Source organism: Clostridium tetanomorphum (genome assembly GCF_017873215.1).
GTDB classification, from domain to species: Bacteria; Bacillota; Clostridia; order Clostridiales; family Clostridiaceae; genus Clostridium_AO; species Clostridium_AO tetanomorphum.
The window spans coordinates 128,140-152,605 of sequence record NZ_JAGGKA010000009.1; the positions used below are offsets into that span (position 1 = coordinate 128,140).

Sequence of the window (24,466 nt, forward strand, 5' to 3'; positions counted from 1 at the left end):
TTTTTATAAATACCTTATTTTCTACTTTTTATAAATATCTGTTCCAAACCATTTTATTGATAACTTTGACATTGTTCCATCTTCTGTTAATTCATCAATTGCCTTTTGCACTTCATCTTTTAATTCTTTATCACCTTTTTTAAAAGCTATTCCTATTGGTTCTTGGTTTAAAGTTACTGCTATATCAAATTTATTCTGCTGTTTTGCTAAATAATATCTTCCAACAAATTCATCTACCACTACTGCATCTATTCTTCCTATTTCAAGATCTTGAAATGGCTGAGTTGCTTTATCATAAGTTTTTAAATCCTTTAATCCTTGTATTTTTTTAGCTGCTTCTTCTCCTGTTGTTCCAAGCTGACATCCTGCAACTTTACCCTTTAAATCTGCTTCAGTTTTTATTGAAGTATTACCTTTTTTAACTATAACCACTTGACCACCTTTAGCATAAGGCTTTGTAAAGTCTACTTCTTTTGATCTTTTATCAGTTATACTTATAGCTGATGCTGACATATCAAATTTCCCTGAATTTAAAGCCATTGTAAGTCCACCAAATTCTGTGATTACAAATTCTGTTTCTACACCAAGCTTTTTAGCAATTTCCTTTGAAAGATCAATATCAAATCCAACTAATTCATTCTTATTATCTCTAAATTCCATTGGAGGATAAGTATCTTCAAGACCTATTTTTATCTTTTTAGCTTCCTTTACTTTTTCTAAAGTATTAACAGCTTTCTTGTCTTCTCCCTTTTTACTTGAGTTACCACATCCTACAAATAATGTCCCTACAACAACAAGACTTAATAAAATTGATAACGCTTTTTTCATAATTGTTTTCTCCCCTTTATAAATATTATTTATTACAAGTAAAGAGTTAAGAGTTTCTTTACTCTTCACTAAATTAATCTTATTAACTTACTACCAGCATTCCCCTTCTTTTATATCTGTTGCTCTGTACTTTATAATTTGTACTCTGTCAAAGCTGTTACCCCCATGCAAAAGCTCACACAGGGGCTACATATAATATTTATAAAAAGGGGTCTGCAAATTAATTATTTATATATATCATATCCAAACCATTTTTCTGATAGTTTAGATAAAATACCTTCTTTCTTTAAATCTCCTAATGCTTTATCAACTGCTTCTCTAAGTTCTTTATCTTCTTTTCTAAATCCAATTCCTACTGGCTCTTCTGTTAGTTTAGCATCAAGAAGAATTAAGTCTCCTCCTCTTTTCTTTAAATAAAATCCACCTACCTGTCCATCTGCTATAACTGCATCTACTCTTCCTACAGATAGATCATTAAAAGCTTCAGTAACTCCGTCATATTTTTTAAGTTCTTTTATTCCATCAATTTTTTTTGCTGAATTTTCTCCTGTAGAACCTAATTGACATCCTACTACTTTTCCTTTTAAATCTTTTACATCTTTAATAGTATTGTTATCTTTTTTAATTACTATTCTCTGTCCTCCAACTATGTAAGGCTGTGAAAAATCTATTTCTTTTTTTCTTTCTTCAGTTATACTCATAGTTGATAGTATCATATCAAATTTTTTAGATTTTAAAGATAATATAATTCCTTTCCAATCATTTGTTTTAACTTCAACTTTAACACCTAATTTTTTACCAATTTCCTGTCCCAAGTCAATATCAAAACCAACTAATTTATGGTTTTCATCTCTAAATTCCATTGGTGGATAGGTATCATTTAGCCCCATTGTAAGTACTCCATCTTTTTTCACTCTTTCTAATGAGTTTAACTTCTTAGTATCTTCTTTATCTTTTTTACTATTGTTTCCACATGCTGTAAAAATAGTTATTCCTAAAACAAGTACTGTAATTAATGCTAATATTTTTTTCATAGCCCCATTTCTCCTTCCAACAAATGTTTTTTAATTTGTGATTATTATTATACATAATTCTTAATAATTATGCAATACTTTTTTTATATTTTTTTGTATTAAATCTAATTTTTTTATTCACTACATTGTACACAAATTAAACACTTTTAAGCAACCGTTTGCAATATTCTTTATTATTTTTAATATATTTTATTTTCTAAATTTTCCTACAACTATATGCATATTTATACATTCATGTATAAATAAAATACATAAATAAAAACTGTTATCTATTCTAGACAACAGTTTTTATTTATAGTATTTCTATAATTAATATTTAAATTGAATATAAACTTCTCTTTATACTTTTGATTTATTTCCTTCATTAATAGCCTTTTGTACATGTCCTAAATTACTTTCTAAAAGTTTATTACATCTTTCCATGTCCAATCCGGTTTTAATCATAACTATACTTAATTTAACATTATAATTTGTGCTAATTAAAATACTGTCTGCTTCTTCTAAATTTATTCCTGTAGATAACATAAGAATTCTTTTAGCTCTATCTTTAAGTTTTTTATTGGTTGCTTGTAAATCCACCATTAAATTTCCATAAACTTTCCCCAATTTTATCATAGTTCCAGTACTTATCATATTCAAAATCATTTTTTGGGCAGTACCTGCTTTCATTCTAGTAGAACCCATAATAACTTCTGGTCCTACCACTACTGAAATTGGTATATCTGCTATTTTATCCATTTCACTATCTGGGTTCATAGTTATAGAAATAACACCTGCCTTAATTTTTTTAGCATACTTCATCCCCCCTATAACATAAGGAGTTCTTCCTGATGCAGCTATACCACATATTATATCATTTTCTTTAACTTTTAATTTAATTAAGTCTTCTTCTCCTAATTCTTCCCTATCTTCCGCTCCCTCTACTGCTTTAAAAATAGCTGAACTACCTCCAGCCATAATACCTTGAACTAATTCACAATTAACTCCAAAAGTAGGAGGACATTCAGATGCATCTACAATTCCAAGCCTTCCACTAGTTCCAGCTCCTATATAAATAAGTCTTCCTCCTCTTAAAATTCTTTCTGATATCATATCTACTGCTTTTGCAATATTTTCTTTTGATTTTTCTACAGCAAAAGCTACCTTTTTATCTTCCTCACTTATCATTGTTATAATATCATATGTGCTAACCTTGTCTATATTAATAGTATTAGTATTTATATTTTCTGTAACCAATTTTGACAAACTGTCATATTGCATAAGTTTCCCTCCTCCAATTACCCCATTATGCTAATTATATTTTAAGATATTTTTCCATATTATACAATTACTTAAAAGCCTTTCTATGAAAAAAACATTATTTTATTATAAACAAAAAAATAACAAGCACTTTTAAAAAGTGCTTGTTATTTAAACATATCTGCAACTTTCAAAGCATTTACCATGCTTTCTTCTTTTGCAATTCCTTTTCCTGCAATATCAAAGGCAGTTCCATGATCCACAGAAGTTCTTACTATTGGCAATCCTACAGTTATATTTACTCCTAAATCAAAAGCCAGTAGCTTAATTGGAATATGCCCTTGATCATGATACATTGCTACTACTATATCATATTGACCTTTATATGCTTTTAAAAATACAGTGTCTGGGGGTACAGGTCCTTCAACATTTATATTAATGTCTCTAGCCTGTTTTATTGCAGGATATATTTCTATCATTTCCTCATTACCAAAAATCCCTGATTCTCCTGAATGAGGATTTAATCCAGCTACTGCTATTCTTGGATATGCAATTCCCATGTTTTTTAGTGTCTCATCAGCTAACTTTATAACATCTAATATTCTTTCTTTAGTTGTCATATTACATGCTTCTCTTAAAGCAACATGAGTTGATACATGTATTACTTTTAAAACTTCACTCCATAACATCATAGCATATTTCTTAGTACCAGTTAATGCAGCAAAAATTTCGGTATGTCCATCAAAATTATGCCCTCCAAGATGTAATGCTTCTTTATTTAATGGGGCAGTTACTACTGCCTTTATTTTATTCTGAAGTGCCCAATTTGTAGCAGTTTCAATATATTTAAAAGCACAATGTCCACATACATCCAAAACCTTACCTATTTCAAATTCATTCATAGAAATGTCCAATACATTTACTATATTTATGCATTTGTCATCAAAATCCTCCATAGAACTTATTACATTTAATCTATACTGAATATTTAATAAATCTTTATAATACTGTAGTACATTTTTGCTTCCAAAAATTATAGATTTTTTTCTATACTCTTCGAATTTACCTAATGCTTTTAGTGCTATTTCTGGTCCTACTCCAGCAGGATCTCCCATAGTTATTCCTATAAAACTCATTATATATTCTCCTTTATTTTTTTCATGCAATAATATATGGCATTCTCTTCTCCAAAAGCACCCGCTTTAGTAATAACTTTTAGTCCATGATATTTGCCACCTTTTAATTTCATTAATGGTATTCCAGTCATTATTTCTTCTATAATATTAAAACATATAGCTCCAGTATTATTTATAAACCCTATAGCTGTATCTCCTCCAGTTAAAAACACCCCTGATATTTCTACTTTTCCTACAATCTTATCTAATATATTTCCTAAAATTTTTTGAGTATACTGACTAACTTCTTCTCTTGTCATTCCTTTTTCTTTGCCTGCTTGTATAGCTTTATCATAATCCTCTCTATTATATGCAGAAGTAATTATTAAATCCTTATGTGATATTAGTACACTTTTACCATATTGTACATAGTGATTTTCATCTTCTCCATTTAATATCCTATCTATAGATACTTTCATAACTTCTATTCCCTTTTTCTCTGCATATTTCAACTGTTTCGTAGATACATCACTTATACTTCCAACCATACAAATACAAGGTTTAAATGGATTCTTTATTTTAAATATAGTATCTGCCATTCCTGCTGAGCCTACCCATAAGGTTTTTTTACCAGTAACTAGAACTTCACTTACTATTTTAATCATGTCATCGTTATTTTCTACGTCGAAACTATAGATTCTACCATTATTTAAATCTATTTTATCATCTCTTATTTCAGATATATTGTAATGAATTACTTTTTCCTCAAAACATTTTTGTAACAAAATACATATATTATCCTCTATTACAGGATTTTTGGGATCCTTTGCTATTTCCGTGTCTAAAATCCTTTTACCATTTAACCTATGAATTCCATCTAAAGTAGTTCTACCTGTTACAGGAAAAGCCGGTACAAAAATAATAATTTCCGGTTTATATTCTTCATCTATGGCTTTTACCTCTGCTGATATATTTCCTCTTAAAGTTGAATCTACTTTTTTATATATAAATTGAAATTGATAATTAGATAATTGTTTTATATCTCTTTTTACCTTTTCATAGGCTTCACGTTCCGTAAGTCCTCTACTTTCAGTATCAATTACATAAGAATTATTATTACTAGCATTACTAATTCCATCTATATTAAATATTACCTCTGTATTTATTCCTCTTTTTTTTAGTTGAACACCTGTATCATTTGCTCCTGTAAAATCATCTGCAATTATAAGATATCCCTCCATGATGCTCCTCCTCCCAAATAGCTTCTAAGCACTTACTTCTACTTTCTCTCTCCTTTTATCAATTTTGTCAAGATATGATACTAGCAAAGGACATAAAATTGCAGTTACAATAACTGCTGCTGCAATCTGTGCTGTAGCTATTGCAACATAAGGATTTAAAGAAGGGTCTGCTAATGCAAGAGCTGCTGGAGTGCCAACTGCATTACCTGCAGTAGTACCAATAGCTGCTCCTACAGCTCTTTTTTTGCCAAATAAAGCTGTAGAAAAATATCCTCCAAATCCTGTTATAATAACTACTATAACTCCTAACATAAGTCCAGGTAATCCAGCCTTTAAAATAGTTCTAAAATCTAAAGCTGCTCCTAATGGAAATGCAAAAAATGGTATAAGCAAACTTTGTCCATTAGCTAAAAATTTTCTCATATCTTCGTCAAGATTTCCTAGAACAAACCCAATTAAAATAGGTATTAAAACAGCTATTAGCGCTATAAATGGAATATTAGCAAGTCCTGAAATTCCAAATGCTAACATAGTAAAAAAAGGTCCATCATTTAATGATAATATGGAAATGGCACCCACATCTGTAGAATCCCCATATTGACCTGCTAAAGCTGCATACAATCCACCATTTGAGTTAGTTATGGCTGCCACAAGAGCTAAAGGAGTTAATCCTAATATTCCAGCATGGCCAAATGTTTTACCTATAAACCATCCTATAAATGCACCAATAACAAATTTTGTAAGAGTTAATATAATTCCTTTATATAAAGGCTTTCCTGCCTGTTTTATATCTATTTGTGCTCCATTACACAATACAAATAAAGCAATTAGTGCTGTAGCACTTTGTTTAAATAATGCTGTTGTAAATCCACCTATATTTAAAATCTGTGGAAATAATGTATTAATAGTAGCTCCCAACAATAATGGAATAACCATTAATCCACCTGGTACCTTTTGTACATTTTTTAATATTTTCATGTCTTTCCCTCTCTTTTTAATTCATTTTTTAGGGCCGTCGCACTAAGAATAAATCCTACAATATATTGTGTGTAAATTCCCTTAATGCGACAGACCCAGTTTTATGGTTAAAAAGTTGATATAAGTTTATATATACCAAATTCTTTATGATTCAAAGCTTCTGCTTTAGTAAGTTTTCCGTTTATTACCTCACACATTTCTTCAAAAATCTCTTCTCCTATGTCCTGTATAGTTTTAATTCCTTCTATTACAGTACCGGCATTTATATCAATATTATCCTTCATCATCTTAAAAGTATCTGGATTACCTGTAACTTTAATTACTGGAGCTATAGGAGACCCTGTTGGTGTTCCTCTTCCAGTGGTAAATACAACTATTTGAGCTCCCCCTGCTGTCATTCCTGTAATAGATTCTATATCTTGTCCCGGAGTATCCATAATATAAAGTCCTTTACCTTCTGGAATTTCAGCATACTCTAAAACTCCTTGTATAGGTCTAGTTCCTCCTTTATATATGCAACCTAATGACTTTTCTTCTATAGTAGTAAGTCCTCCTTGGATATTTCCTGGGGTAGGTTGTCCTCCTCTCATGTCAACTCCCATAGTCATAGCTTTTTTCTCACAATCTGAAACTATCTTTAATATGTTATCTCCAATTTCTTTAGTTACTGCTCTTTTGGCTAAAATATGTTCTGCTCCTATAAATTCTGTTGTTTCTGAGAAAATAGACGTTCCACCACAATCAACTAATTTATCTGAAGCATATCCCACAGACGGATTTGATGCTAATCCTGAGGTAGTATCTGATCCTCCGCACTCTATAGCAAGAGTTATCTCAGATATATCTATTTCTTCTTTTTTCATCTTCCCTACTTCTTCTGCCATTTCTCTTAAAATTTTTATTCCCTGTGCTTCTGTATTTAATGTTCCTCCATTTTCTTGTATGATTATACATTCTGATCTTTTACCTGTTTTTCCTATCTCTTCTGCTACTTTCTTTGCTGGTACTCCTTCACATCCTAAGCCCACAACTAAAACTGCTGCTACATTAGGATTCTTTCCAAGTCCAATTAATACATTACCTGTTAAATCTAAATCTGGGCCTACCTGACAGCATCCGTGTTGATTAGGAATAGCTACTGCACCATTTACATGATTTGCTATTCTAGCTGCTACTTCGCTAGCACAGACAGATGCAGGGATAACCAATATATGATTCCTTATACCTACTTTTCCATTTTCTCTTCTATATCCATAAATTTTCATTATTTTTGCACCTCCAAATCTCCTCTTCCTCTTTCACTTACTACATTGTGAACATGTACATAATCTCCTATAGCTATGTTTTTAGTTGCTTGTCCTATTTCTTCTCCATATTTTATTATTTCACTATGTTCTTTTATGTCTTTTATTGCAAACTTATGACCAAAAGGAATATCCTCATTCAACCTTATCTTTTTTTCAACTCCAAAAATATCTACTAATATTTCTTGGTCTTTCTTTAAATCTTTTACTGTAGTCGCAACATTATCATTTTCATTAGCTACCACTGCAAATTTCAACATAGATTATCCCTCCTAATTTTTATTACAGTTTATAATTTATAGCAAGTTACATGCCAATACTAATCTTAAATTGTAAAACTTTGTTATACCTACTATTTTCGGCATTTATTTACTTTAAGTTTTTAACATATTTAAAATATATTTGTATTTGAGTTTTATTATGCAACGTAAATTTTTATAAAAATAGAACTAGATGATGCATAATGCATCATCTAGTTCTATTTATTTCTTTAACTTTCTCCATATGGTACTTCTGTTAATATTTAAAATTTCAGAGGTTTTACTAACAGAACCATTATATTTGTCTAATACAAACTTTATATATTCATTCTCAATTTCTTTTAAACTTTTATCATCATAAACTATATATAAAGAATTCAAATCTAGTGATATATCTTTATGATTAAACTTATTATCTAAATTATAAAAATTACTGTCTTCTATAATTATATCCTCAGGTTGTAATTCATTATTTTCAGAAAGTATTACAGCTCTTTCTATTATCCCCTGAAGCTCTCTTACATTTCCCTTATAATCATAGCTCAGTATTAAATCTATTGCATGTTTGGATATTCCATTGATATTTTTATCATATCTATTAGAATACTTTTCTATAAAAAACTTACTAATTTCAATTATATCTTCTTTTCTCTTATTCAAAGGTGGTATATCTAAAAATAATGTATTTATTCTAAAATAAAGATCTTCTCTAAAAGTATTTTTCTCAACCATTTCTCTTAAATTTTTATTTGTAGCACTTATCACTCTTACATCTATGGGAATTACTTTATCATCTCCTATTCTCATTACCTGTTTTTCTTGTATAACTCTTAAAAGTCTTCCTTGAATATCTAAAGGTAATTCTCCAATCTCATCTAAAAAAATAGTCCCTCCATGAGCAAGTTCAAATAATCCAGCTTTACCTCCTTTAACTGCTCCAGTAAAAGCTCCTTCTACATATCCAAAAAGCTCACTTTCAATTAAGTTAGGTGGTAATGCTGCACAATTTATTGCCACGAAAGGTCCTTTTTTTCTATTACTATAATTATGTATACTTTGACTAAATAATTCTTTTCCCACTCCCGACGGTCCCATTATAAGTACCGGAGAATCAAATTTACTGTATTTTTGTGCCTTTAATATACATTTCTTTATACTTTCACATTTATAAATTATATCTGAGAAATTATATTTAGCTAAAAAACCCTTCTTGCTTAAATTAACTCTAACTTTCTTTTCTAATTCTTGAATCTCTGTTATATCCTTAAAAGTAGCAACTGCTCCATTTATTTCATTATCTACAATTATAGGAATTCTATTAGTAGCTATTTTTGATCTTTTTATTTCCTGTATTTCTCCTAACTGAGTTTCACCACTTTTAAGTACTTGCATAAGTTTACTATCACTTATTATATCTGCTATATTTTTACCAATTGCATCCTTTGCCTCTATTCCTAATATCTTTTGTGCTACAGAATTAAAAATAGATATCTCTCCTTTATTATCTATAGAAATTATTCCATCATCAACAAAATCTATTACTGTTTTAAATCTTTCTGCTCTTTCTTTTTCAATTTTAGACATACTAAGAATTCTTCTTGCTTCTTGTATAGCATCAATAATAGCTTCTGTTCCAGATGTTATAATATAACTTGTACACTGTAGTTTTCTTGGAACTTTACATCCTATAGTATCTCCTACAAAAACTTTTATTCCTTGATCAACATAATATTTTATTTTCTCTTCTGCGCACTCTTGTTTTTCTATTGGAATCTCAACTATGTTTAAATTTAGTATATCTTTTATTACTTTTGCCCCTTGCATAATATTTTTATACCCTGCAACCCCTATCTTTCCTTTATAATGAATCACATTTTTGAATCCTCTTAATATATCAAAAGAGTTCATTTTAATTTCAACTACTGGAACATTTACTATACTTTTTATCATAGTATAGGTTATCCCTCTAGAAATTAATATCCTGGCACCATTTTGTACTGCCTTTTTAGCTTGTTCTACACCTTCACTTAGATCCCCTAATACTACTTCTATATTATTGTATCCTTTTTCTTCAATTATTTGGTTGCTTAACTGATACAAATTAGTAAAAGGTGCTACTAAAACTATATCCCTCATAAAATAACTATTACCCCCATTACTAAAGAATTTTATTACTTAAACCTAAACTGAATTTTTATAAATTTCTTCTCAACTCTAGTAACTACAATACTATATTCTCTACTCTTAATGAGATTTTTTATCTCATAGCTTTCCTCTTTAGTAAACATCTTTATTTCTTCATTATTTTTAGAACAAATACTTATTAAATTGTTTTTTTCCACTAAATATAGATTGTCCCATTCTTTTATTTTATAGTTTTTATTAATTATATCTATAGCTATACCTCTATCTAAAATTAATTGCATAAGTCGTGAATACTTTTCCATAAGAATTTCGTTATCAAGCTTTAAATGTTGTAATTCTTTATTTTTTCCTTCCGTAATATCTTTTAGTTTTTCAATTTCTTCTTTATATTCTTTTATTTTTTTATCTAATTCCTCTAGCCTATTTTGCTTTACTTTTGCATAAAACTTACTAAACATTAATTTATCCATCCTTGTTTATGTTTAATTATGGTGTAAAATATTATATATATGAATAAGTGAGGTGGTAATTTGAACATTCATGATAGGTTATTATCAATTATATCAAATCTACATAAAAATTTAAAACACTTATGGGTTAAAATTAATAAAAAAGTAAATATTTTTATGGATAAACAAAAATCCATAGAGGCATTATATAACCCTGTATTAGAAGAAAAAATTCATGTTAAAAATAATCTTTATAATAATGTTTTATCTTTAAAAAATTTAAATAAAGATTTAGATATTCAATGTAATAAAATGAAAAATAAAAACATAGAAATTCAAAATAGCATCTCTGCTTTACAAAAGTTATTAATCAAATAGAAAGTATAGAGCCTAGAAATTTTTCACTCAAATATCTAAGCTCTATATATTTATAAATTATTCATACTTTAATATTTCATTTAATATATTTCTTATATTCTCTGACAAATTACTTTTCTCTTCTTTAGTAAGTTCTTTTACATTTATAGGCTTAGCTATAGTAATTTTAACATCTGCTGAAGTTATTTTATTTCCTTTGTTGCCCTCTCTTGCTTTATAAGTTCCATCAATTGCTATAGGTACTATGGGCACTTCTGCTTTAATAGCTAACTTCATACTTCCTTTTTTAAATTCTCCAAGACTAGGTCCTTTACTTCTAGTACCTTCTGGAAATATAACCATAGAATGTCCATTCTTTAAATTCTCTACACCTTCATTTATAGCTTTTATTGATTCTCTCACATTACTCCTATCCATAAACACACAATGTATTTCTTTCATCCACCCACTTATTGCCTTTATTTTTTCTAACTCTTTTTTAGCAATAAAACCCATAGGTTTTTTTATACCTGCTAATAAAACTGGTATATCAAATAGACTTTGATGATTTGATACATAAAGACAGCTTCCCTCTGGTAAATTCTCCATTCCTTCTACTTTTATATTTACACCAGTTTCATTTACTATAAATGTTGCCCAATCCAAAACATTATTATATATATATTCTTCTGCCGCCTTATCTCCATTATTTTTTCTTATTTTTTCAACCTTTGTCTTTCTAATTAAACTTCCTATCATATAAATTGCTAATTTTAAATAAAATATAAAATTGCTCATAAGTTTTCGCTCCTATCCTTTATAAAAATATTTATTTCTCTTATTGTATTGCTTATTTTACTGAATTATATCAAATATAATTATTTAAGTTTCATTCTATTATAGCATATATGAATATGTTTATAAATTATTTGATTTAAAGACAACTTTCTGGATATAATTTTATACTATACATAGAAAAATTATATAGGAGTTCATATGAATAAGAAAAAAATATTTATATTATTTCTAATAATAATCTATTTCATTCCATTAAAAGCATGTTCATCTTATAGCTTTAATAATATATCAAATGATAATATTTTAAAAATACATTATATAGATATAGGTCAAGGAGATAGCATATTAATCTCAATAAATAATAAACATATGCTTATTGATTCTGGCTCTAAAGAAAAAAGTAAATACTTAATAAAATATCTAAAAAATCAAAAAATCAAAAAACTAAATTATGTAATTGCCACTCATCCTCATGAAGATCATATAGGATCTATGTCAGAAATAATAAGAAAATTTACTATAGAAAATTTTTATGCTCCAAAAATTACTTCTAATAATAGCTATTTTAATGATATGGTAAATGCATTAATAGATAATAATTTAAAAATAAAAGTGGCTAAAGCAAATAATCGGATAAATTTTTATCCTAACATTTATTGTGAATTTATCGCTCCAAACAATATTAATTATGATAATATAAATAATTATTCAGCAGTTTTGAAATTAACATATAAAAACTGTAGTTTTATATTTACTGGTGATGCTGAAGCTTTAAGCGAAAATGAAATGATCCAAAATTGTCATGACTTAAAATGTGATGTGCTAAAACTTGGTCACCATGGCAGTAGCACTTCCACTACAGACTCTTTTTTAGAAAAAACTTCTCCTAAAATAGCCATAGTAAGTTGTGGAAAAAACAACAAATTTGGTCACCCTAATAAAAAAACTATATCTAAAATAAAGAAAAAAAATATAAAGTTATATAGAACAGACATTGATGGAAATATTGTGTTTACATGTGATGGAAAGGGCATACAAAAGTTAATAAAATAACTTATCAATAAAATATTATTTAAATATGAAAAAATAGAAGCTATGAATTTATAGTGTTAAAACTATATTTCATAGCTTCTCAATTTAAACTTAAGTGCTTCTAAGCTTTAAATTACAGTTTGCTTAAAAATGATTATGATAGACTATACAGATATTTTGCCAGTAGCAACTAATATTATCATAAAAACTGATATAGCAAGTAACACTGCCATAGAATTTTTTTCTCTTTTTGTTATACTCTGATTTTTTTCTTTTTTACCTTTGATATATATAATCAACCCAGTTGAATACATAATAAATGCTAATCCTAAATATGCAATTCCAACAGCATAAATAACATAGACTGAATAAATAATAGATATTAAAGATATAACTTTTTCTTTAATACATCCTTTCTCATTTTTAAAAACCTTAAAAGCAAACATTGAGGACATTAAATAAGGTAATAGTATATTAGTAGTAGCTACATGAGTTGCTACATAATATCCTTTTTGTAAAGCTGGTGAAAGTAGTGAACATAAGAATATTTGTATTGCTATTATTGTAAATAACAGTGCATTGATAGGAACATTCTTTTCATTAGTCTTCTTAAACCACTGAGGCATTAAATCATCTTGAACCGCTGGTACATATAGTATTTCAGTAGTTAGTAGATTCCAACAAAGTAATGCCCCAATATTTGAAATTATAATTCCTAGTTTTATTATTACTCCACCAACTTTTCCAAGAGTAGTGAGTTCTAAAACGTCTGCTAGAGGCGTTGTTGATTTTGCTAAAGTTGAAGCTGGTACAACTCCCATAGCTAATATAGATATAGCTACATAAAGTGCTGCAGTAGCCAATAATGCAATTACTGTAGCCTTTCCAACTATTTTTTGAGTTTTAGCTCTATCTGATAAAACTACTAAAGCTTCAACACCTACAAAGCACCATAGTACAGTTCCCATGGCTCCGCTTACCTGTTTACCTATAGTAGTCGCCTCACCAGTAGATGCTAAAATATTTTTCCAATCAAAAACATTAAATATACCACTTTCAAAAGCCATTATTCCAAATATAATTACTAATATTAAAGGTATAACTTTAGCAATTGTTATTATTACATTGAGTACACCAGCCTCTTTTATTCCTCTTCTTATTATAAAATAGTAAGACCATAATAAAGCTGATCCCAATGTAAAAGCAACAATTGGAGGCATTTTATATTGTTCACCAATTAAGCTATTAATAGTTTTAAATATTAAAATAGTAAAAGAAACATTTCCTAAAAAAGAACTCATCCAATAACCCCATGCACAATTAAATCCTACAAACTCTCCATATCCAGCTCTAGCATAAGAATAAATACCGCCTTTTAACTCAGGTCTTTTATTAGAAAGTATGTTGAATACTAATGCCAACATTATTACTCCAAATACCCCTATACACCATGCTATAAGAACAGCTTGTGGATTAGAATACATAACCAAATCTGTTGGTCCATTAAAAATACCTGAAGCAATCATAGAGCCTATTCCTAATGCTATTAATAAACCTAATCCCAGCTTTTTATCACTATTTTCCCCCATTTCAATACCTCACATCCCCAAATATTTTTTTATTTCATTATTCTCTGTGTTCTACTAATTCTCTAACATCACTAATTATTGCTCTTGGAACTGGTAAATCTAACATGGTTTTCAAACCTGGCGTTGCATTCATTACATGGGGTATCATATTTACACATATAGCTATTGTAGCAATTCCTCCTGGTATTTCAGGCTTTATTTGAAGATCAATATTAGGACATCCTTTAATAGAAATATAATCTCCTGTATCCACTTTTTCCAACTCTGGTCTTATCTGCTGAGGATGTTCCATTACAATAAATTCTTTATCTTTTAAACTTGCATATCCTAATTGTCTACATCCTGCAACATCTCCCAATTTAACGGAAGCCACCTCTGTAGTACGAGGAACATTTGTTATTATTGGTTCCTTTTCCTGTCTTATATTATTAAGCTTAATATTAAATGCCTCTTCAAACATTCCAAAGGATTGTATGAATCCTACATGTCCAGCTACAGTATCATTTTTTACTCCTTCTTTAAATTCTTCTGGTTTAAGCCCTATTCCCTGTTCCACCATAACTGCTTTTCCAAAACAAGCAAGGTCATTTATTCTAGTTACATTTATTTTATCTACAGTATCACATACTCCTGTTAATGCAATAACCATCAAATCCATTATAAATCCAGGATTTACTCCAGTTCCCAATATAGAAACCTTATTATCTTTAGCTATTTTATCCATTTCATCTGATAATTCTGGGTCTAAAGCTCTTGGATATGACATCTCTTCAGCTGTTGTAACAATATCCATTCCAGCTTCTGCTGCCATTTTTATAAGTGGAAATACCGTTTTTGTAAATGAAGCTGTAGCTATTATACATACATCTGCAAAACCCTTTTTTACAACTTCTTCAGCTTTATCAGTGATTATACAATTATTGTCTTCATTTTTTTCTACTGATAATACTTCATAAAGTTTTTTGTCAACTTTATTAGGATCCATATCTATAGCTCCTACAATTGTAAATCCCTTTTTTCCTAATATCATTTTAGCAATTCCGCTTCCCATAGATCCTAATCCCCAAACTATAACCTTTATTTTTCTTTTCACATTAACCCCTCCAAATAAAATTATTTTTAAAACCACCTAAATCAATCAGAAATTAGTTGTTAAATACTCTCTTTCTTTCACATAATACTTTTTTACATAATTTGAAGTCATAGATGCAAGAATACATCCATAATTCATTTTAAAATCTATTATATCTCCTACTTTCAAGGCTTCCCTACTATCTGTTACATCTAAAAGTAAATGATCACTACTTGCACCAAAAATACTTATATTTTTGTCTACTGGAAAAATGCCATCCACTTTTATGTCTTGTCTTCCAACTGCCACAATTGCTCTTTTTCTTACCCCCCTGTCTTCAAAATGAGGTTTATTACCAAAAGCATCCATACCTATTCTTCCAGTAGGAAGTGTAGGCTTATTCTTTATCTCTACTATTTCCGCTTTTAATATAAAAGCATCATCATAACAGTTTGGTATTGGACGTCCAAAAGAAGTTTCTCTTCCTAAAACTATGCCTTCTCCCACTCTTAACTGATTTATTTCTTTTGGTATAGTATTATTCATCACCATATAAAGACTACTTGAGTTACCTCCCGAAATTATAGGCAAATCAATTTTATATACATTCTTAATTTCATTTTTTAATTTAACTAATTCCATTAAATTGTCTTTTTCAGGAATTACCCCTCCATAGCAAGTGACATTAGTTCCTAATCCTACTAAATTTATATTTTCTAATTTTATTATTTCTTTAACAGTATCAATTACATCTTCTATCAAAACTCCTTCTCTTAAATCTCCAATATCCACCATAAGTATAATATTGTGTATTTTATTCATGACTTTTGCTACCTTTTCTAATATTTTTATAGTATCTAACTCTGAGTTTAAACTAACATCACTATATCTTACTACTTCTTTTGCTTCACTTTCCATAGAAATTCTAAGTAGCATCTTTTTACAATTCATGTTTTCTATCTTCTTTAAATTTTGCACTCTAGAATCACCAATTTGAGTTATCCCTGCACCTAAGATAGCTTCTACAATAGGTAATTCTGCACAAAAAACTTTAGTTACTCCAACCACTTCTATTTCCCTATTTTTACACATAGATAAAATTTTCTTTACATTGTGTGATATTTTTGATAAATTGATTTCTATACATGGATATTCTTTTCTCATAGTGAGATTCTCCTTTTAATTGTTAACATTTATTTTAAATGCATACTACTTCTCCATGTCTTTAGTTATATTTAAACTTTGCCTTAAAAGAGATTTTGCTACTTCCTCATTTTCCCTACTTAAAACACCTGCACAAGCCATTATATAATGTTTATCTAATAATGCCTTTGCGCCTTTTCTTGGAAGCATAGTAACATCATCTTTTAAATATCTTATATTTAAAAGGGCTTTTTCTCCTCCTGGAAGTCTTGTAAGTGCTCCGCCGGTACCAATGATATACTTAACTTGAGACAAATCTTTCCCATAAGCTATAAACCCACTTTCTCCACCATATTTTCTTCTTATAGTTCCTACATGCCTATTTACTGCTATTTCTACTGCCTTTTTAGTTAATAAACAGCTTGCATTAACGTCTTCTTTTTGTATAGGTATAGCTTTTATATGCCTATCTATATATTCTTTTTCAATTTCTCCTAAATCTCTAATATCCAATAAGTCTATTACATTTTTTCTATTAACAAATACCCCAATGTCTCCTTCTACTGTTCTTTTAGCTTTAGGTTCTGGACTTACCAGCATATCTAGCACTACTGAACTTCCATCTGTAACAGAATGAACATCTGTTGTAGCCCCTCCAACATCAATTACCACTAAGTCTCCTATCATATCATAAAGAATCTTTGAACTTTCCATAACCGCTCCAGGAGTGGGCATTATACTTCCATTTACCATGTCCTTTATTTTATTCATTCCTGGAGCCTTTACAATGTTTTTTTCAAAAGCTTCTTGTATTATTTTTCTAGCAGGCTCCACATTTAACTCGTCTACGTTTGGGTAAACGTTATCAATTACATATAATTCTTCATCTTTAAATATTTCTTTTATTTCTTCTCTATTTTCAATATTACCACAATATATAATAGGCTTATTAAACTTTTCTCTACTTATAAGTTCTGCATTATAAAGAGCTGTTTCTCTTTCTCCATAGTCCGTTCCTCCTGCAATTATTATCAAATTGGGATTTATTTCATGTATTACTTTTATATCATTTTTTCTCATTTTACCTGAAGTTACCATTTTAATAATACCACCAGCACCTAGTGCAGCTTCTTTAGCTGCTTTAACAGTCATCTTCTCCATAAGTCCGTGAACAGTAATTTTAAGTCCTCCTGCTGCACTACTAGTTGCAAGCATCTTTTGCCAACTAAGAGATTCGCCTATTTTATTTTCAATATCTTTTACTGCATTTTTTAATCCTATATTTACATCTCCTTCTAATACTGTAGTGCAACTCTTCCCTTGAAAAGCAGCTTCTACAAATATTTTCTTATCTTTATTCTTTCTTATATTAAAAGCTGTTACTAAGGTAGTGGTACTTCCAATTTCCGCTACTAGATAATCTACTTTCATAACAATCCTCCACTTTAATTCCTGTAAAATTTTCTTAAATTATTTCTGTATCTAGCAGTTATATAAACTAATTTACTCTTCTTCATTGGGATTAAGCCCCATTAATTTTTTTATTATAAAGGATGCAACATCTGTACCATTAGAACCTCTTCCAAATCCAACATCCATACCATGTTCCCTAGCTATTTCATCCGTAACTTGTGTTCCACCAGATATAAGCATTAATTTATCTCTTACACCTTTCTCAACACATAAATCATGCAATTTTTGCATATTTTTTATATGCACATCATTGTGGGTAATTATAGTACTACATAATATTGCTTGTGCTTTTGATTCTATAGATGCATCTACAAGCTTTTCTACAGGACATGATGTTCCTAGATAAATTGCTTCTATACCAAATTTCTCAACTCCACCATGCTTAATATCAATAACTTCTCTCAAGCCAACAGAATGTTCATCTTCCCCTACTGTAGCAGCAACAACTTTTACTGGGTGTTCTCTAACATATTCTCTCATAACGCTATCTGGTAAAACTTTTCTCCTTTTTGGCAAAACTAATTCATTACGTTTAACTGGATCAAAATCACATACTCCTTTTATTTCAACTAAAGTTCCTTCAGCCTTTTGCATAATCTGTTTGTGAATAATCTCTACATCTTTTAAGTTCATTCTTTTGCCCATTTCAATAGCTGCTGCTTCACTTATTTGTTCATTTTCAGGTAAAAATAAGGTAACCTTTACATATCCGTCCTTAGACCATTGAACTTCCGGAACTACTGTCCCATCTTCTCTAACCTTTTCAATTCTTTTAAATACATTATCATTTTCATCAAGTTCATCTATATATTTAATCTTTGAATGATTACACAAAGTACATTCATTTATTGCTTCACAAGATCTTTCATATTCTTTTGGTATATTGTTATAACCAAAATGAGCACAAACCGGTGCAAAATAGTCATCTTCTCTTTTTACTATAGTTCCAACGGCGTCTCCCCCATCCATTTTCCTTTCAATTCCATCACCATTTCTTTCTGGATAGTATCCAGAATCTACAAAGAACCCTTCATCAACAGCTTTAAAATATCCACCTACTTCTATAATCTCTTCTAGAAATAAAACAGCTCTTTCTTTTAACTCCCTTACTCTATCTAATAAATATCCTGTTTTTTTAAGTTCTACCATGTCTTTCAAACCATCCATGCCTATAAATGCTTGTTTTGCAGTATTCACAGCATGTATATTGTTATAATGCCATGGAACATTTCTTCCTTCATCAGGAGTTATAGTGCTCTGTATATCAGCAGAAGTTAATTCTGATATTAACAAATTTAAGGTATGACCAACAGTGGCTTCTCTTTCACAGGATTCTATATATTTAGTATTCATTTGAGCCCTCATTTTATATTTATCAAATATCTGCCTTAAAGCTACTGCATAAGGTAAATCGTATCTCATACAAGGAGCTGGAGCTGACGTAGGTGGTACAGTAGATAATGAAATATTTTCTGGTTTCATTCCAACCATTTCAGAAAACTTTGCATTTATAGCATGCTGTACCATAAGTTCTGGCATTACATTATATCCTTTCATTGCTGTTGCATTAGCATTATGGGCTCCATCTATTTGAAGCATACCAACATAACTCATAATATGTTTAGCCACTGCTGCATCTACAAAAGATCTAAACATATTTACATTTCTATATAAAACATTATATTGTGGATCCTGATGTGCTCCATTTACTCCTTCTTCCGCAAACATAACTGCTATATCTGGTCCCGCAACCCCAGAAACATAAGAGTGAAAATTAATTTTTCTTCCCACTTCTTCTTCTATTAAATCTATAGCTTTTCTTGTAGCTCTTACTTGTTTTCTAGTGATTGGAACTCCTCCTACACCTTCTGGTGTTCCTTCTATTAATCCATCAAAATGACTTTGCCCTGCTGTTCTTATAACCATTAAATGATCTGCCCCATGCCATGCAGCCATTCTCATTCTTCTTAAATCATCTTCAAATCTTCCTGACGCTATTTCTGTAGTAATCACAGGTAATGGTTGAGGATCTATACCATTAAAACTTCTAGCTGCTGGTAAAGGTTGGCTGTTTTTTAGCGGCTGTGATATTTCTTTATACGTGAATTCACCCATTTCTCCTTCTTCATAAGGTTCTCTCCAATGCCATCCTCTCCACTTTGGTTCATATTTATCTAAATCCTTTAATATCTCTTCCACATTAAGTTTTCTGTCTTCATGTAAATTTTCAGCCATTATTTTTCACCGCCTTTCATGTTATTAATAACTAAATCCCATCCTATTCCCTTAGCTAATTCCTCTCCTGCTTTTAAATAATCTTTTCCCTTCAATTTTGCATAAGTTAATACTACATTACCCATTCCTTTTCCTAACAAGTTCCACTTTGTACCATAATCTACTATAGGTTTAGCTTCCAAACTTGAAAATCCCATTCTTAATAATACAGAGCGCTCGATAGCTGGTGATGTATGTGTATATGATAAATCTACTAATGGTTTAACAATTTGTTCAGTAAGACTCCAAAATCTTTCATACAACTCTTTATCTGTTAGATTCTTTATATCTTCTCTTCTCTTTTCGAAATCATCTTCTCTCTTCATAAATTGGCCTCCTAATCTATTTTGAAATCATTATTTTTTAATATTTTTATAACATCTTCTTTACACATTTTTGTCTCTTTACATAAGAACTCCACATCTATATCATAAACTCTATTATTACTTACTTTTTTAATTGCATTATTCAAATAAGACTTTCTTAATTCATTCATATTCATATCCGTTACAGATACTAATTTAGGATGGGAAGGTAGTATTATGTTTTCGCCAGGAACTTGATCTTTAGGATCTCCTACCATAACCTGAATTCCATTTTCTTTTGCAAAATTAAGCTGTGGTATCAAATGTTTTCCCGCCCCTGTATATTCCGTTTCTTGCACAACTAATATTTCATCATCTTCATACTCTTGAGCGATTGCAAATGCCGCTGCTAATGAAGTATTTCCTGCTGGTCCTCTTTCTAATCCTTCTAATTGAGCTAAAAGCTCAGTCATCCAGAATACTTCTCCTTGACTTATTGTTACATACCTATCTAAATATCTTAATGGTCTTGCTGCACTTCTTGGCACATCTGATCTATCCGGATTAGTCATAAAAGGAATTCCAAAACCAGTATGTCCTGTTGTAAAAGATTTCTTATTAAATGCTATATCAGATGCCATGTGCAATCCTGAAAGGTCTACAGATGCACCTATTATTTTTGTATTATTTCCTTCTGATTTTATAACTCCTCTTGCTGTTCCTGTAGTATTTCCTCCCCCTGCATGGGTTACAACTATAGCCTTAGGTTCTCTACCAAACTTTTCTCTGCACTCTTCCATTATTTCATAACCCAATGTTTCTATACCTGCTATACCATAGGATGAATATAAAGAAGCATTATAATAACCTGTATTTTCAAGGATTTTTAAGAAAGTATAAAATAATTCTGGCCCTACAGTTAACCTAAGAACTTCTGAACCATAACCTTCACATTTTCTTCCCTTTTCCAATATTTCTGGTTGTCCTATTTTTCTCGAATCATAACATTCATTAGCTATTATACATTTAAGTCCTCTTATATTAGCTTGTGATGCTACTGCTGCTCCATAGTTACCAGATGTAGCTGCAGCAACTCCCTTATATCCTCTCTTCATTGCGTCATATACAGATACACTAGCTCTTCTATCTTTAAAACTTCCTGATGGATTACAACTTTCATCTTTTACAAAAATTCTAGCAGCCCTCCCTGTTTTAGATACTTTTTTAGCTAAATTTGTAATATTTCTTAGTTCTAGCAAAGGAGTATTTCCTACTCCAGCCTCTCCTTGAATATTCTTAATTTCATCTATAGAATATCCTACATCCTCCATAAGTTTTTCATAATCAAATGACAATTTTCCAATTTCATATTTATCATAATCAATTCCTACAGACTTAAGCATTATTTCATTTTTCCTTTTCATAAGCTCTTCATATTTATTCAATTTTTATTACCTCCTTATTTCAACTTTAATTCTCATTTTTTAATGAGCGCCCTTGCTTCTCTCCCTATATATTCTATTTCTTTTACATATTTTCCAAAGGAATGATAATACCCCGGTTCTACCTCTACAACTTTTCCTTTAACTATTCTTCCTACAACGGTTTCTACTTGCACTTCACTTCCTATGTCACAATCATCTAAACAATTTCCTCTTATCCAACATTTTAATGGAGTTTTTCTTGTTTCTTCAGGTATATTTTTAGCTCTATCTTCTGGAGCTAAAACAATCTCCTCAACTTCAACCCATGTGCCTTTTTTTATCATAAACTTTCACCTACCATAAACTTATTCTTCATACAATTTTATAAAGCAATTTATATGCCAATTAAAAAAACACCTGTCCATGCGACTTTTCATGTCCAAGTGTAATATTAGTGCAAAATATTTTGCACTAAATCTTTATATTTACTATTAAATTTGGAAATACAATTCAATATTCTATAAAATTATATGTAATGCAAAAAATTTTGCTTCTATTAGCAAAATTTTTTGCATTATTTAAATTTATTATATTTTCTAAATATTTTATATAAATTGTTTTACGCTTATTCTATGACCTTATACTATATTTTTTTATCTTATATTGCAAACTCTGTCTTGATAAATTCAATTGTTTTGAAGCCTTACTAATATTATGATTATTGCAATTTAATACTTTCTTTATTATAGTACTTTCTATATTACTAATATATTTTTCTAAATCAAAATTTTCATCAATATTTAAATTATTAATATTATCTATGTTGCTTTCTTCAAAACAATTATTAAATATTCTAGACTCAAAATGTTTTCTACTTAATATTGAGTCACCATTTACCATATTCATAGCTGATTCAATTACATTTTTCAATTCTCTTATATTTCCCGGCCAATTATATTCTAAAAGCTTTTCCATAACTTCTTCATCTAATCTTTGGATATTCTTTCCTAAATTTTTATTATAATATTCAATAAATTTTTTTACAAGCATTGATATATCTTCTTTTCTTTCTCTTAATGGTGGAATATTTATTCTTATAACACTTAATCTATAATAAAAATCTTTTCTAAGTTTACCTATTTCTATAAGTTTTTCTGGTTCTTCATTTAATGTAGCTATTACTCTTACATCTACTTCTATTATCCTATTGCTTCCTATAGGTCTTATGTACCCATCTTGAAGCACTCTTAAAAGTTTAGATTGTAAATAAGGTTCCATAGAATTCACCTCATCTAGCAAGATAGTTCCACGATTGGCTTCTTCGAATAAACCTTTTTTATTCTCTGCTCCTGTAAAACTTCCTTTTGATGTTCCAAAAAGTATTCCTTCAAGTAATGGGGCTGGAATAGCTGCACAATTTACAGGTATAAAAGGTTTATTTCGTCTTAATCCTCCATAATGAATGCTTTGTGTAAATACCTCTTTACCACATCCAGTTTCTGCATATATTAAAATCGGTGAATTTGATATACTTGCTCGTTTTGCTTTCTCTATAACATTTTTCATAACTTCACCAGTACCATATATATCATCAAAAGTAAAATAATTGTCAACTTTTTTATTATTTTTTTTCAATTTATATATACATTCTGTTAGCTCCTTAAGCTGAGTCATATCTTTTGCTATCTCAATAGCCGCTATATTTTTTCCATTTACCGTAACTGGTATAGTAGTATTTATTGTAGTAACTTCTTTATTATTTTCATTACTATAGTGTTGTATCAAATCTACTATTTTATCTCCTGTCTTCAATACTCTCATAAGAGTAGATGTATTCTCCTTTACGCTCTCTAAATATTCATTAATTTTTTTTCCTAAAACTTTTTCAGGATTTATTCCTTCAACTCGTCCCATACTTTTATTATAATATATAGTTCTGCCACCAGAGTCTACAATATGAATTCCCTCATCCAAATTATCCAGTAAATGTTGTAGTATTTTTTCTACATTGGATAAATTATCAACCATATTATCTCCCTCTCCATCCTTACATATATTTAAATTATAGGATTTATTTTACGTTTTATCAATGTCTTAAATTAATAGTATCAAGTACTTCTTAACTTTAAATAAATTTTTATAAAAAAAATAAGCCTTTCTAGGCTTTTTAAATCTAATTCATTAAGAATAATTATTAAGTTGCTATAAATTATACAAAAAAATAAAAATGGCTCCGTGGAGAGGATTCGAACCTCCAGCCCTTCGGTTAACAGCCGAATGCTCCACCATTGAGCTACCACGGAACATTAATATTTAACCTGGCAACGACTTACTCTCCCACAGGGCCTCCCCTGCAGTACCATCAGCGCTTTGAAGCTTAACCATCGTGTTCGGTATGGGAACGGG

Annotated in this window: 22 protein-coding genes, 1 tRNA gene and 1 rRNA gene; 2 read left to right on the plus strand and 22 right to left on the minus strand. The window is 29.7% G+C overall.

All coding sequences use genetic code 11. The features are described 5' to 3' along the window. Window positions 1-21: 21 nt before the first annotated feature. From J2Z24_RS10675 to J2Z24_RS10720, 10 genes are all read right to left on the minus strand, one after another. Window positions 22-828 carry an ABC transporter substrate-binding protein gene (locus tag J2Z24_RS10675; protein WP_035151132.1) on the minus strand — a complete coding sequence of 269 codons (807 nt, stop codon included), beginning with the start codon at window positions 826-828 and terminating at the stop codon, window positions 22-24. A 224-nt stretch (window positions 829-1,052) separates the two neighbouring features. Further along, window positions 1,053-1,862, minus strand: coding sequence for an ABC transporter substrate-binding protein (locus tag J2Z24_RS10680; RefSeq protein ID WP_035151129.1), 810 nt, complete (start codon window positions 1,860-1,862; stop codon window positions 1,053-1,055). A 339-nt stretch (window positions 1,863-2,201) separates the two neighbouring features. Beyond that, window positions 2,202-3,122, minus strand: a complete 921-nt coding sequence (murQ, locus tag J2Z24_RS10685) for an N-acetylmuramic acid 6-phosphate etherase (protein ID WP_035151127.1) — start codon at window positions 3,120-3,122, stop codon at window positions 2,202-2,204. A gap of 146 nt (window positions 3,123-3,268) precedes the next feature. Continuing rightward, window positions 3,269-4,237, minus strand: coding sequence for a 4-hydroxythreonine-4-phosphate dehydrogenase PdxA (gene pdxA / locus J2Z24_RS10690; RefSeq protein ID WP_035151193.1), 969 nt, complete (start codon window positions 4,235-4,237; stop codon window positions 3,269-3,271). Further along, entirely contained in the window at window positions 4,237-5,457 is a 1,221-nt protein-coding gene (locus J2Z24_RS10695) for a four-carbon acid sugar kinase family protein (protein ID WP_035151126.1), read from the minus strand. Before J2Z24_RS10695 ends, pdxA begins: the two co-directional genes overlap by 1 nt. Before the next feature lie 24 nt (window positions 5,458-5,481). Continuing rightward, a complete protein-coding gene (locus J2Z24_RS10700) occupies window positions 5,482-6,435 on the minus strand; it encodes a 2-keto-3-deoxygluconate permease (RefSeq protein ID WP_035151123.1) in 954 nt (317 codons plus the stop codon). A gap of 107 nt (window positions 6,436-6,542) precedes the next feature. After that, window positions 6,543-7,700 (minus strand): UxaA family hydrolase, encoded by a 1,158-nt coding sequence (locus tag J2Z24_RS10705; RefSeq protein ID WP_035151121.1) that lies wholly within the window; start codon window positions 7,698-7,700, stop codon window positions 6,543-6,545. Then, window positions 7,700-7,999: a UxaA family hydrolase gene (locus tag J2Z24_RS10710; RefSeq protein WP_035151118.1), complete on the minus strand. Its 300-nt coding sequence runs from the start codon at window positions 7,997-7,999 to the stop codon at window positions 7,700-7,702. Before J2Z24_RS10710 ends, J2Z24_RS10705 begins: the two co-directional genes overlap by 1 nt. A 222-nt stretch (window positions 8,000-8,221) precedes the next feature. Beyond that, window positions 8,222-10,135, minus strand: a complete 1,914-nt coding sequence (locus J2Z24_RS10715) for a sigma-54-dependent Fis family transcriptional regulator (protein ID WP_035151116.1) — start codon at window positions 10,133-10,135, stop codon at window positions 8,222-8,224. Between the two features lie 35 nt (window positions 10,136-10,170). Next, window positions 10,171-10,602, minus strand: coding sequence for a hypothetical protein (locus J2Z24_RS10720; protein ID WP_035151114.1), 432 nt, complete (start codon window positions 10,600-10,602; stop codon window positions 10,171-10,173). Between the two features lie 72 nt (window positions 10,603-10,674). Here J2Z24_RS10720 and J2Z24_RS10725 point away from each other — a divergent pair, with 72 nt between their 5' ends. Then, window positions 10,675-10,971, plus strand: coding sequence for a hypothetical protein (locus J2Z24_RS10725; protein WP_035151110.1), 297 nt, complete (start codon window positions 10,675-10,677; stop codon window positions 10,969-10,971). 57 nt (window positions 10,972-11,028) lie between these two features. On the opposite strand, the gene J2Z24_RS10730 is transcribed toward J2Z24_RS10725, so the two are convergent. Then, window positions 11,029-11,748 carry a lysophospholipid acyltransferase family protein gene (locus J2Z24_RS10730; RefSeq protein WP_035151108.1) on the minus strand — a complete coding sequence of 240 codons (720 nt, stop codon included), beginning with the start codon at window positions 11,746-11,748 and terminating at the stop codon, window positions 11,029-11,031. Window positions 11,749-11,946: 198 nt separating this feature from the next. On the opposite strand from J2Z24_RS10730, the gene J2Z24_RS10735 reads away from it, so the two are divergent. After that, window positions 11,947-12,801, plus strand: a complete 855-nt coding sequence (locus J2Z24_RS10735) for a ComEC/Rec2 family competence protein (RefSeq protein ID WP_035151106.1) — start codon at window positions 11,947-11,949, stop codon at window positions 12,799-12,801. A 143-nt stretch (window positions 12,802-12,944) separates the two neighbouring features. Here the strand turns inward: J2Z24_RS10735 and J2Z24_RS10740 are convergent, their stop codons facing one another. The 11 genes from J2Z24_RS10740 to rrf all read right to left on the minus strand — a co-directional run. Then, window positions 12,945-14,369, minus strand: coding sequence for an amino acid permease (locus tag J2Z24_RS10740; protein WP_035151103.1), 1,425 nt, complete (start codon window positions 14,367-14,369; stop codon window positions 12,945-12,947). Between the two features lie 37 nt (window positions 14,370-14,406). Beyond that, window positions 14,407-15,462 carry a 2,4-diaminopentanoate dehydrogenase gene (ord, locus tag J2Z24_RS10745; RefSeq protein WP_242990852.1) on the minus strand — a complete coding sequence of 352 codons (1,056 nt, stop codon included), beginning with the start codon at window positions 15,460-15,462 and terminating at the stop codon, window positions 14,407-14,409. Between the two features lie 45 nt (window positions 15,463-15,507). After that, complete coding sequence (gene orr / locus J2Z24_RS10750) at window positions 15,508-16,605, minus strand: ornithine racemase Orr (RefSeq protein WP_035151100.1); 1,098 nt, start codon at window positions 16,603-16,605, stop codon at window positions 15,508-15,510. Between the two features lie 45 nt (window positions 16,606-16,650). Beyond that, the gene (locus J2Z24_RS10755; RefSeq protein WP_035151096.1) at window positions 16,651-18,015 is read right to left on the minus strand and encodes a GlmL-related ornithine degradation protein; all 1,365 of its coding nucleotides are present in this window, start codon (window positions 18,013-18,015) and stop codon (window positions 16,651-16,653) included. A 72-nt stretch (window positions 18,016-18,087) separates the two neighbouring features. Continuing rightward, a complete protein-coding gene (gene oraE / locus J2Z24_RS10760; RefSeq protein ID WP_035151094.1) occupies window positions 18,088-20,292 on the minus strand; it encodes a D-ornithine 4,5-aminomutase subunit OraE in 2,205 nt (734 codons plus the stop codon). Continuing rightward, complete coding sequence (locus J2Z24_RS10765; protein WP_035151092.1) at window positions 20,292-20,657, minus strand: ornithine aminomutase subunit alpha; 366 nt, start codon at window positions 20,655-20,657, stop codon at window positions 20,292-20,294. Before J2Z24_RS10765 ends, oraE begins: the two co-directional genes overlap by 1 nt. A gap of 11 nt (window positions 20,658-20,668) precedes the next feature. After that, the gene (gene ortB, locus J2Z24_RS10770) at window positions 20,669-22,081 is read right to left on the minus strand and encodes a 2-amino-4-oxopentanoate thiolase subunit OrtB (RefSeq protein WP_035151089.1); all 1,413 of its coding nucleotides are present in this window, start codon (window positions 22,079-22,081) and stop codon (window positions 20,669-20,671) included. A gap of 32 nt (window positions 22,082-22,113) precedes the next feature. Further along, window positions 22,114-22,404 carry a 2-amino-4-oxopentanoate thiolase subunit OrtA gene (ortA, locus tag J2Z24_RS10775; RefSeq protein ID WP_111947839.1) on the minus strand — a complete coding sequence of 97 codons (291 nt, stop codon included), beginning with the start codon at window positions 22,402-22,404 and terminating at the stop codon, window positions 22,114-22,116. Between the two features lie 286 nt (window positions 22,405-22,690). Continuing rightward, window positions 22,691-24,088, minus strand: a complete 1,398-nt coding sequence (locus J2Z24_RS10780) for a sigma-54 interaction domain-containing protein (protein ID WP_035151085.1) — start codon at window positions 24,086-24,088, stop codon at window positions 22,691-22,693. 200 nt (window positions 24,089-24,288) lie between these two features. Beyond that, a tRNA-Asn gene (locus tag J2Z24_RS10785) sits at window positions 24,289-24,363 on the minus strand. Between the two features lie 13 nt (window positions 24,364-24,376). Next, window positions 24,377-24,466, minus strand: a 5S ribosomal RNA gene (rrf, locus tag J2Z24_RS10790); the annotation flags it as partial.

Coding starts and splice junctions, on each gene's coding strand:
- J2Z24_RS10675 (WP_035151132.1), bottom strand. CDS start 828: ATGAAAAAAGCGTTATCAATTTTATTAAGTCTTGTTGTTGTAGGGACA.
- J2Z24_RS10680 (WP_035151129.1), bottom strand. CDS start 1,862: ATGAAAAAAATATTAGCATTAATTACAGTACTTGTTTTAGGAATAACT.
- murQ (WP_035151127.1), bottom strand. CDS start 3,122: ATGCAATATGACAGTTTGTCAAAATTGGTTACAGAAAATATAAATACT.
- pdxA (WP_035151193.1), bottom strand. CDS start 4,237: ATGAGTTTTATAGGAATAACTATGGGAGATCCTGCTGGAGTAGGACCA.
- J2Z24_RS10695 (WP_035151126.1), bottom strand. CDS start 5,457: ATGGAGGGATATCTTATAATTGCAGATGATTTTACAGGAGCAAATGAT.
- J2Z24_RS10700 (WP_035151123.1), bottom strand. CDS start 6,435: ATGAAAATATTAAAAAATGTACAAAAGGTACCAGGTGGATTAATGGTT.
- J2Z24_RS10705 (WP_035151121.1), bottom strand. CDS start 7,700: ATGAAAATTTATGGATATAGAAGAGAAAATGGAAAAGTAGGTATAAGG.
- J2Z24_RS10710 (WP_035151118.1), bottom strand. CDS start 7,999: ATGTTGAAATTTGCAGTGGTAGCTAATGAAAATGATAATGTTGCGACT.
- J2Z24_RS10715 (WP_035151116.1), bottom strand. CDS start 10,135: ATGAGGGATATAGTTTTAGTAGCACCTTTTACTAATTTGTATCAGTTA.
- J2Z24_RS10720 (WP_035151114.1), bottom strand. CDS start 10,602: ATGTTTAGTAAGTTTTATGCAAAAGTAAAGCAAAATAGGCTAGAGGAA.
- J2Z24_RS10730 (WP_035151108.1), bottom strand. CDS start 11,748: ATGAGCAATTTTATATTTTATTTAAAATTAGCAATTTATATGATAGGA.
- J2Z24_RS10735 (WP_035151106.1), top strand. CDS start 11,947: ATGAATAAGAAAAAAATATTTATATTATTTCTAATAATAATCTATTTC.
- J2Z24_RS10740 (WP_035151103.1), bottom strand. CDS start 14,369: ATGGGGGAAAATAGTGATAAAAAGCTGGGATTAGGTTTATTAATAGCA.
- orr (WP_035151100.1), bottom strand. CDS start 16,605: ATGAGAAAAGAATATCCATGTATAGAAATCAATTTATCAAAAATATCA.
- J2Z24_RS10755 (WP_035151096.1), bottom strand. CDS start 18,015: ATGAAAGTAGATTATCTAGTAGCGGAAATTGGAAGTACCACTACCTTA.
- oraE (WP_035151094.1), bottom strand. CDS start 20,292: ATGGCTGAAAATTTACATGAAGACAGAAAACTTAATGTGGAAGAGATA.
- J2Z24_RS10765 (WP_035151092.1), bottom strand. CDS start 20,657: ATGAAGAGAGAAGATGATTTCGAAAAGAGAAGAGAAGATATAAAGAAT.
- ortA (WP_111947839.1), bottom strand. CDS start 22,404: ATGATAAAAAAAGGCACATGGGTTGAAGTTGAGGAGATTGTTTTAGCT.
- J2Z24_RS10780 (WP_035151085.1), bottom strand. CDS start 24,088: ATGGTTGATAATTTATCCAATGTAGAAAAAATACTACAACATTTACTG.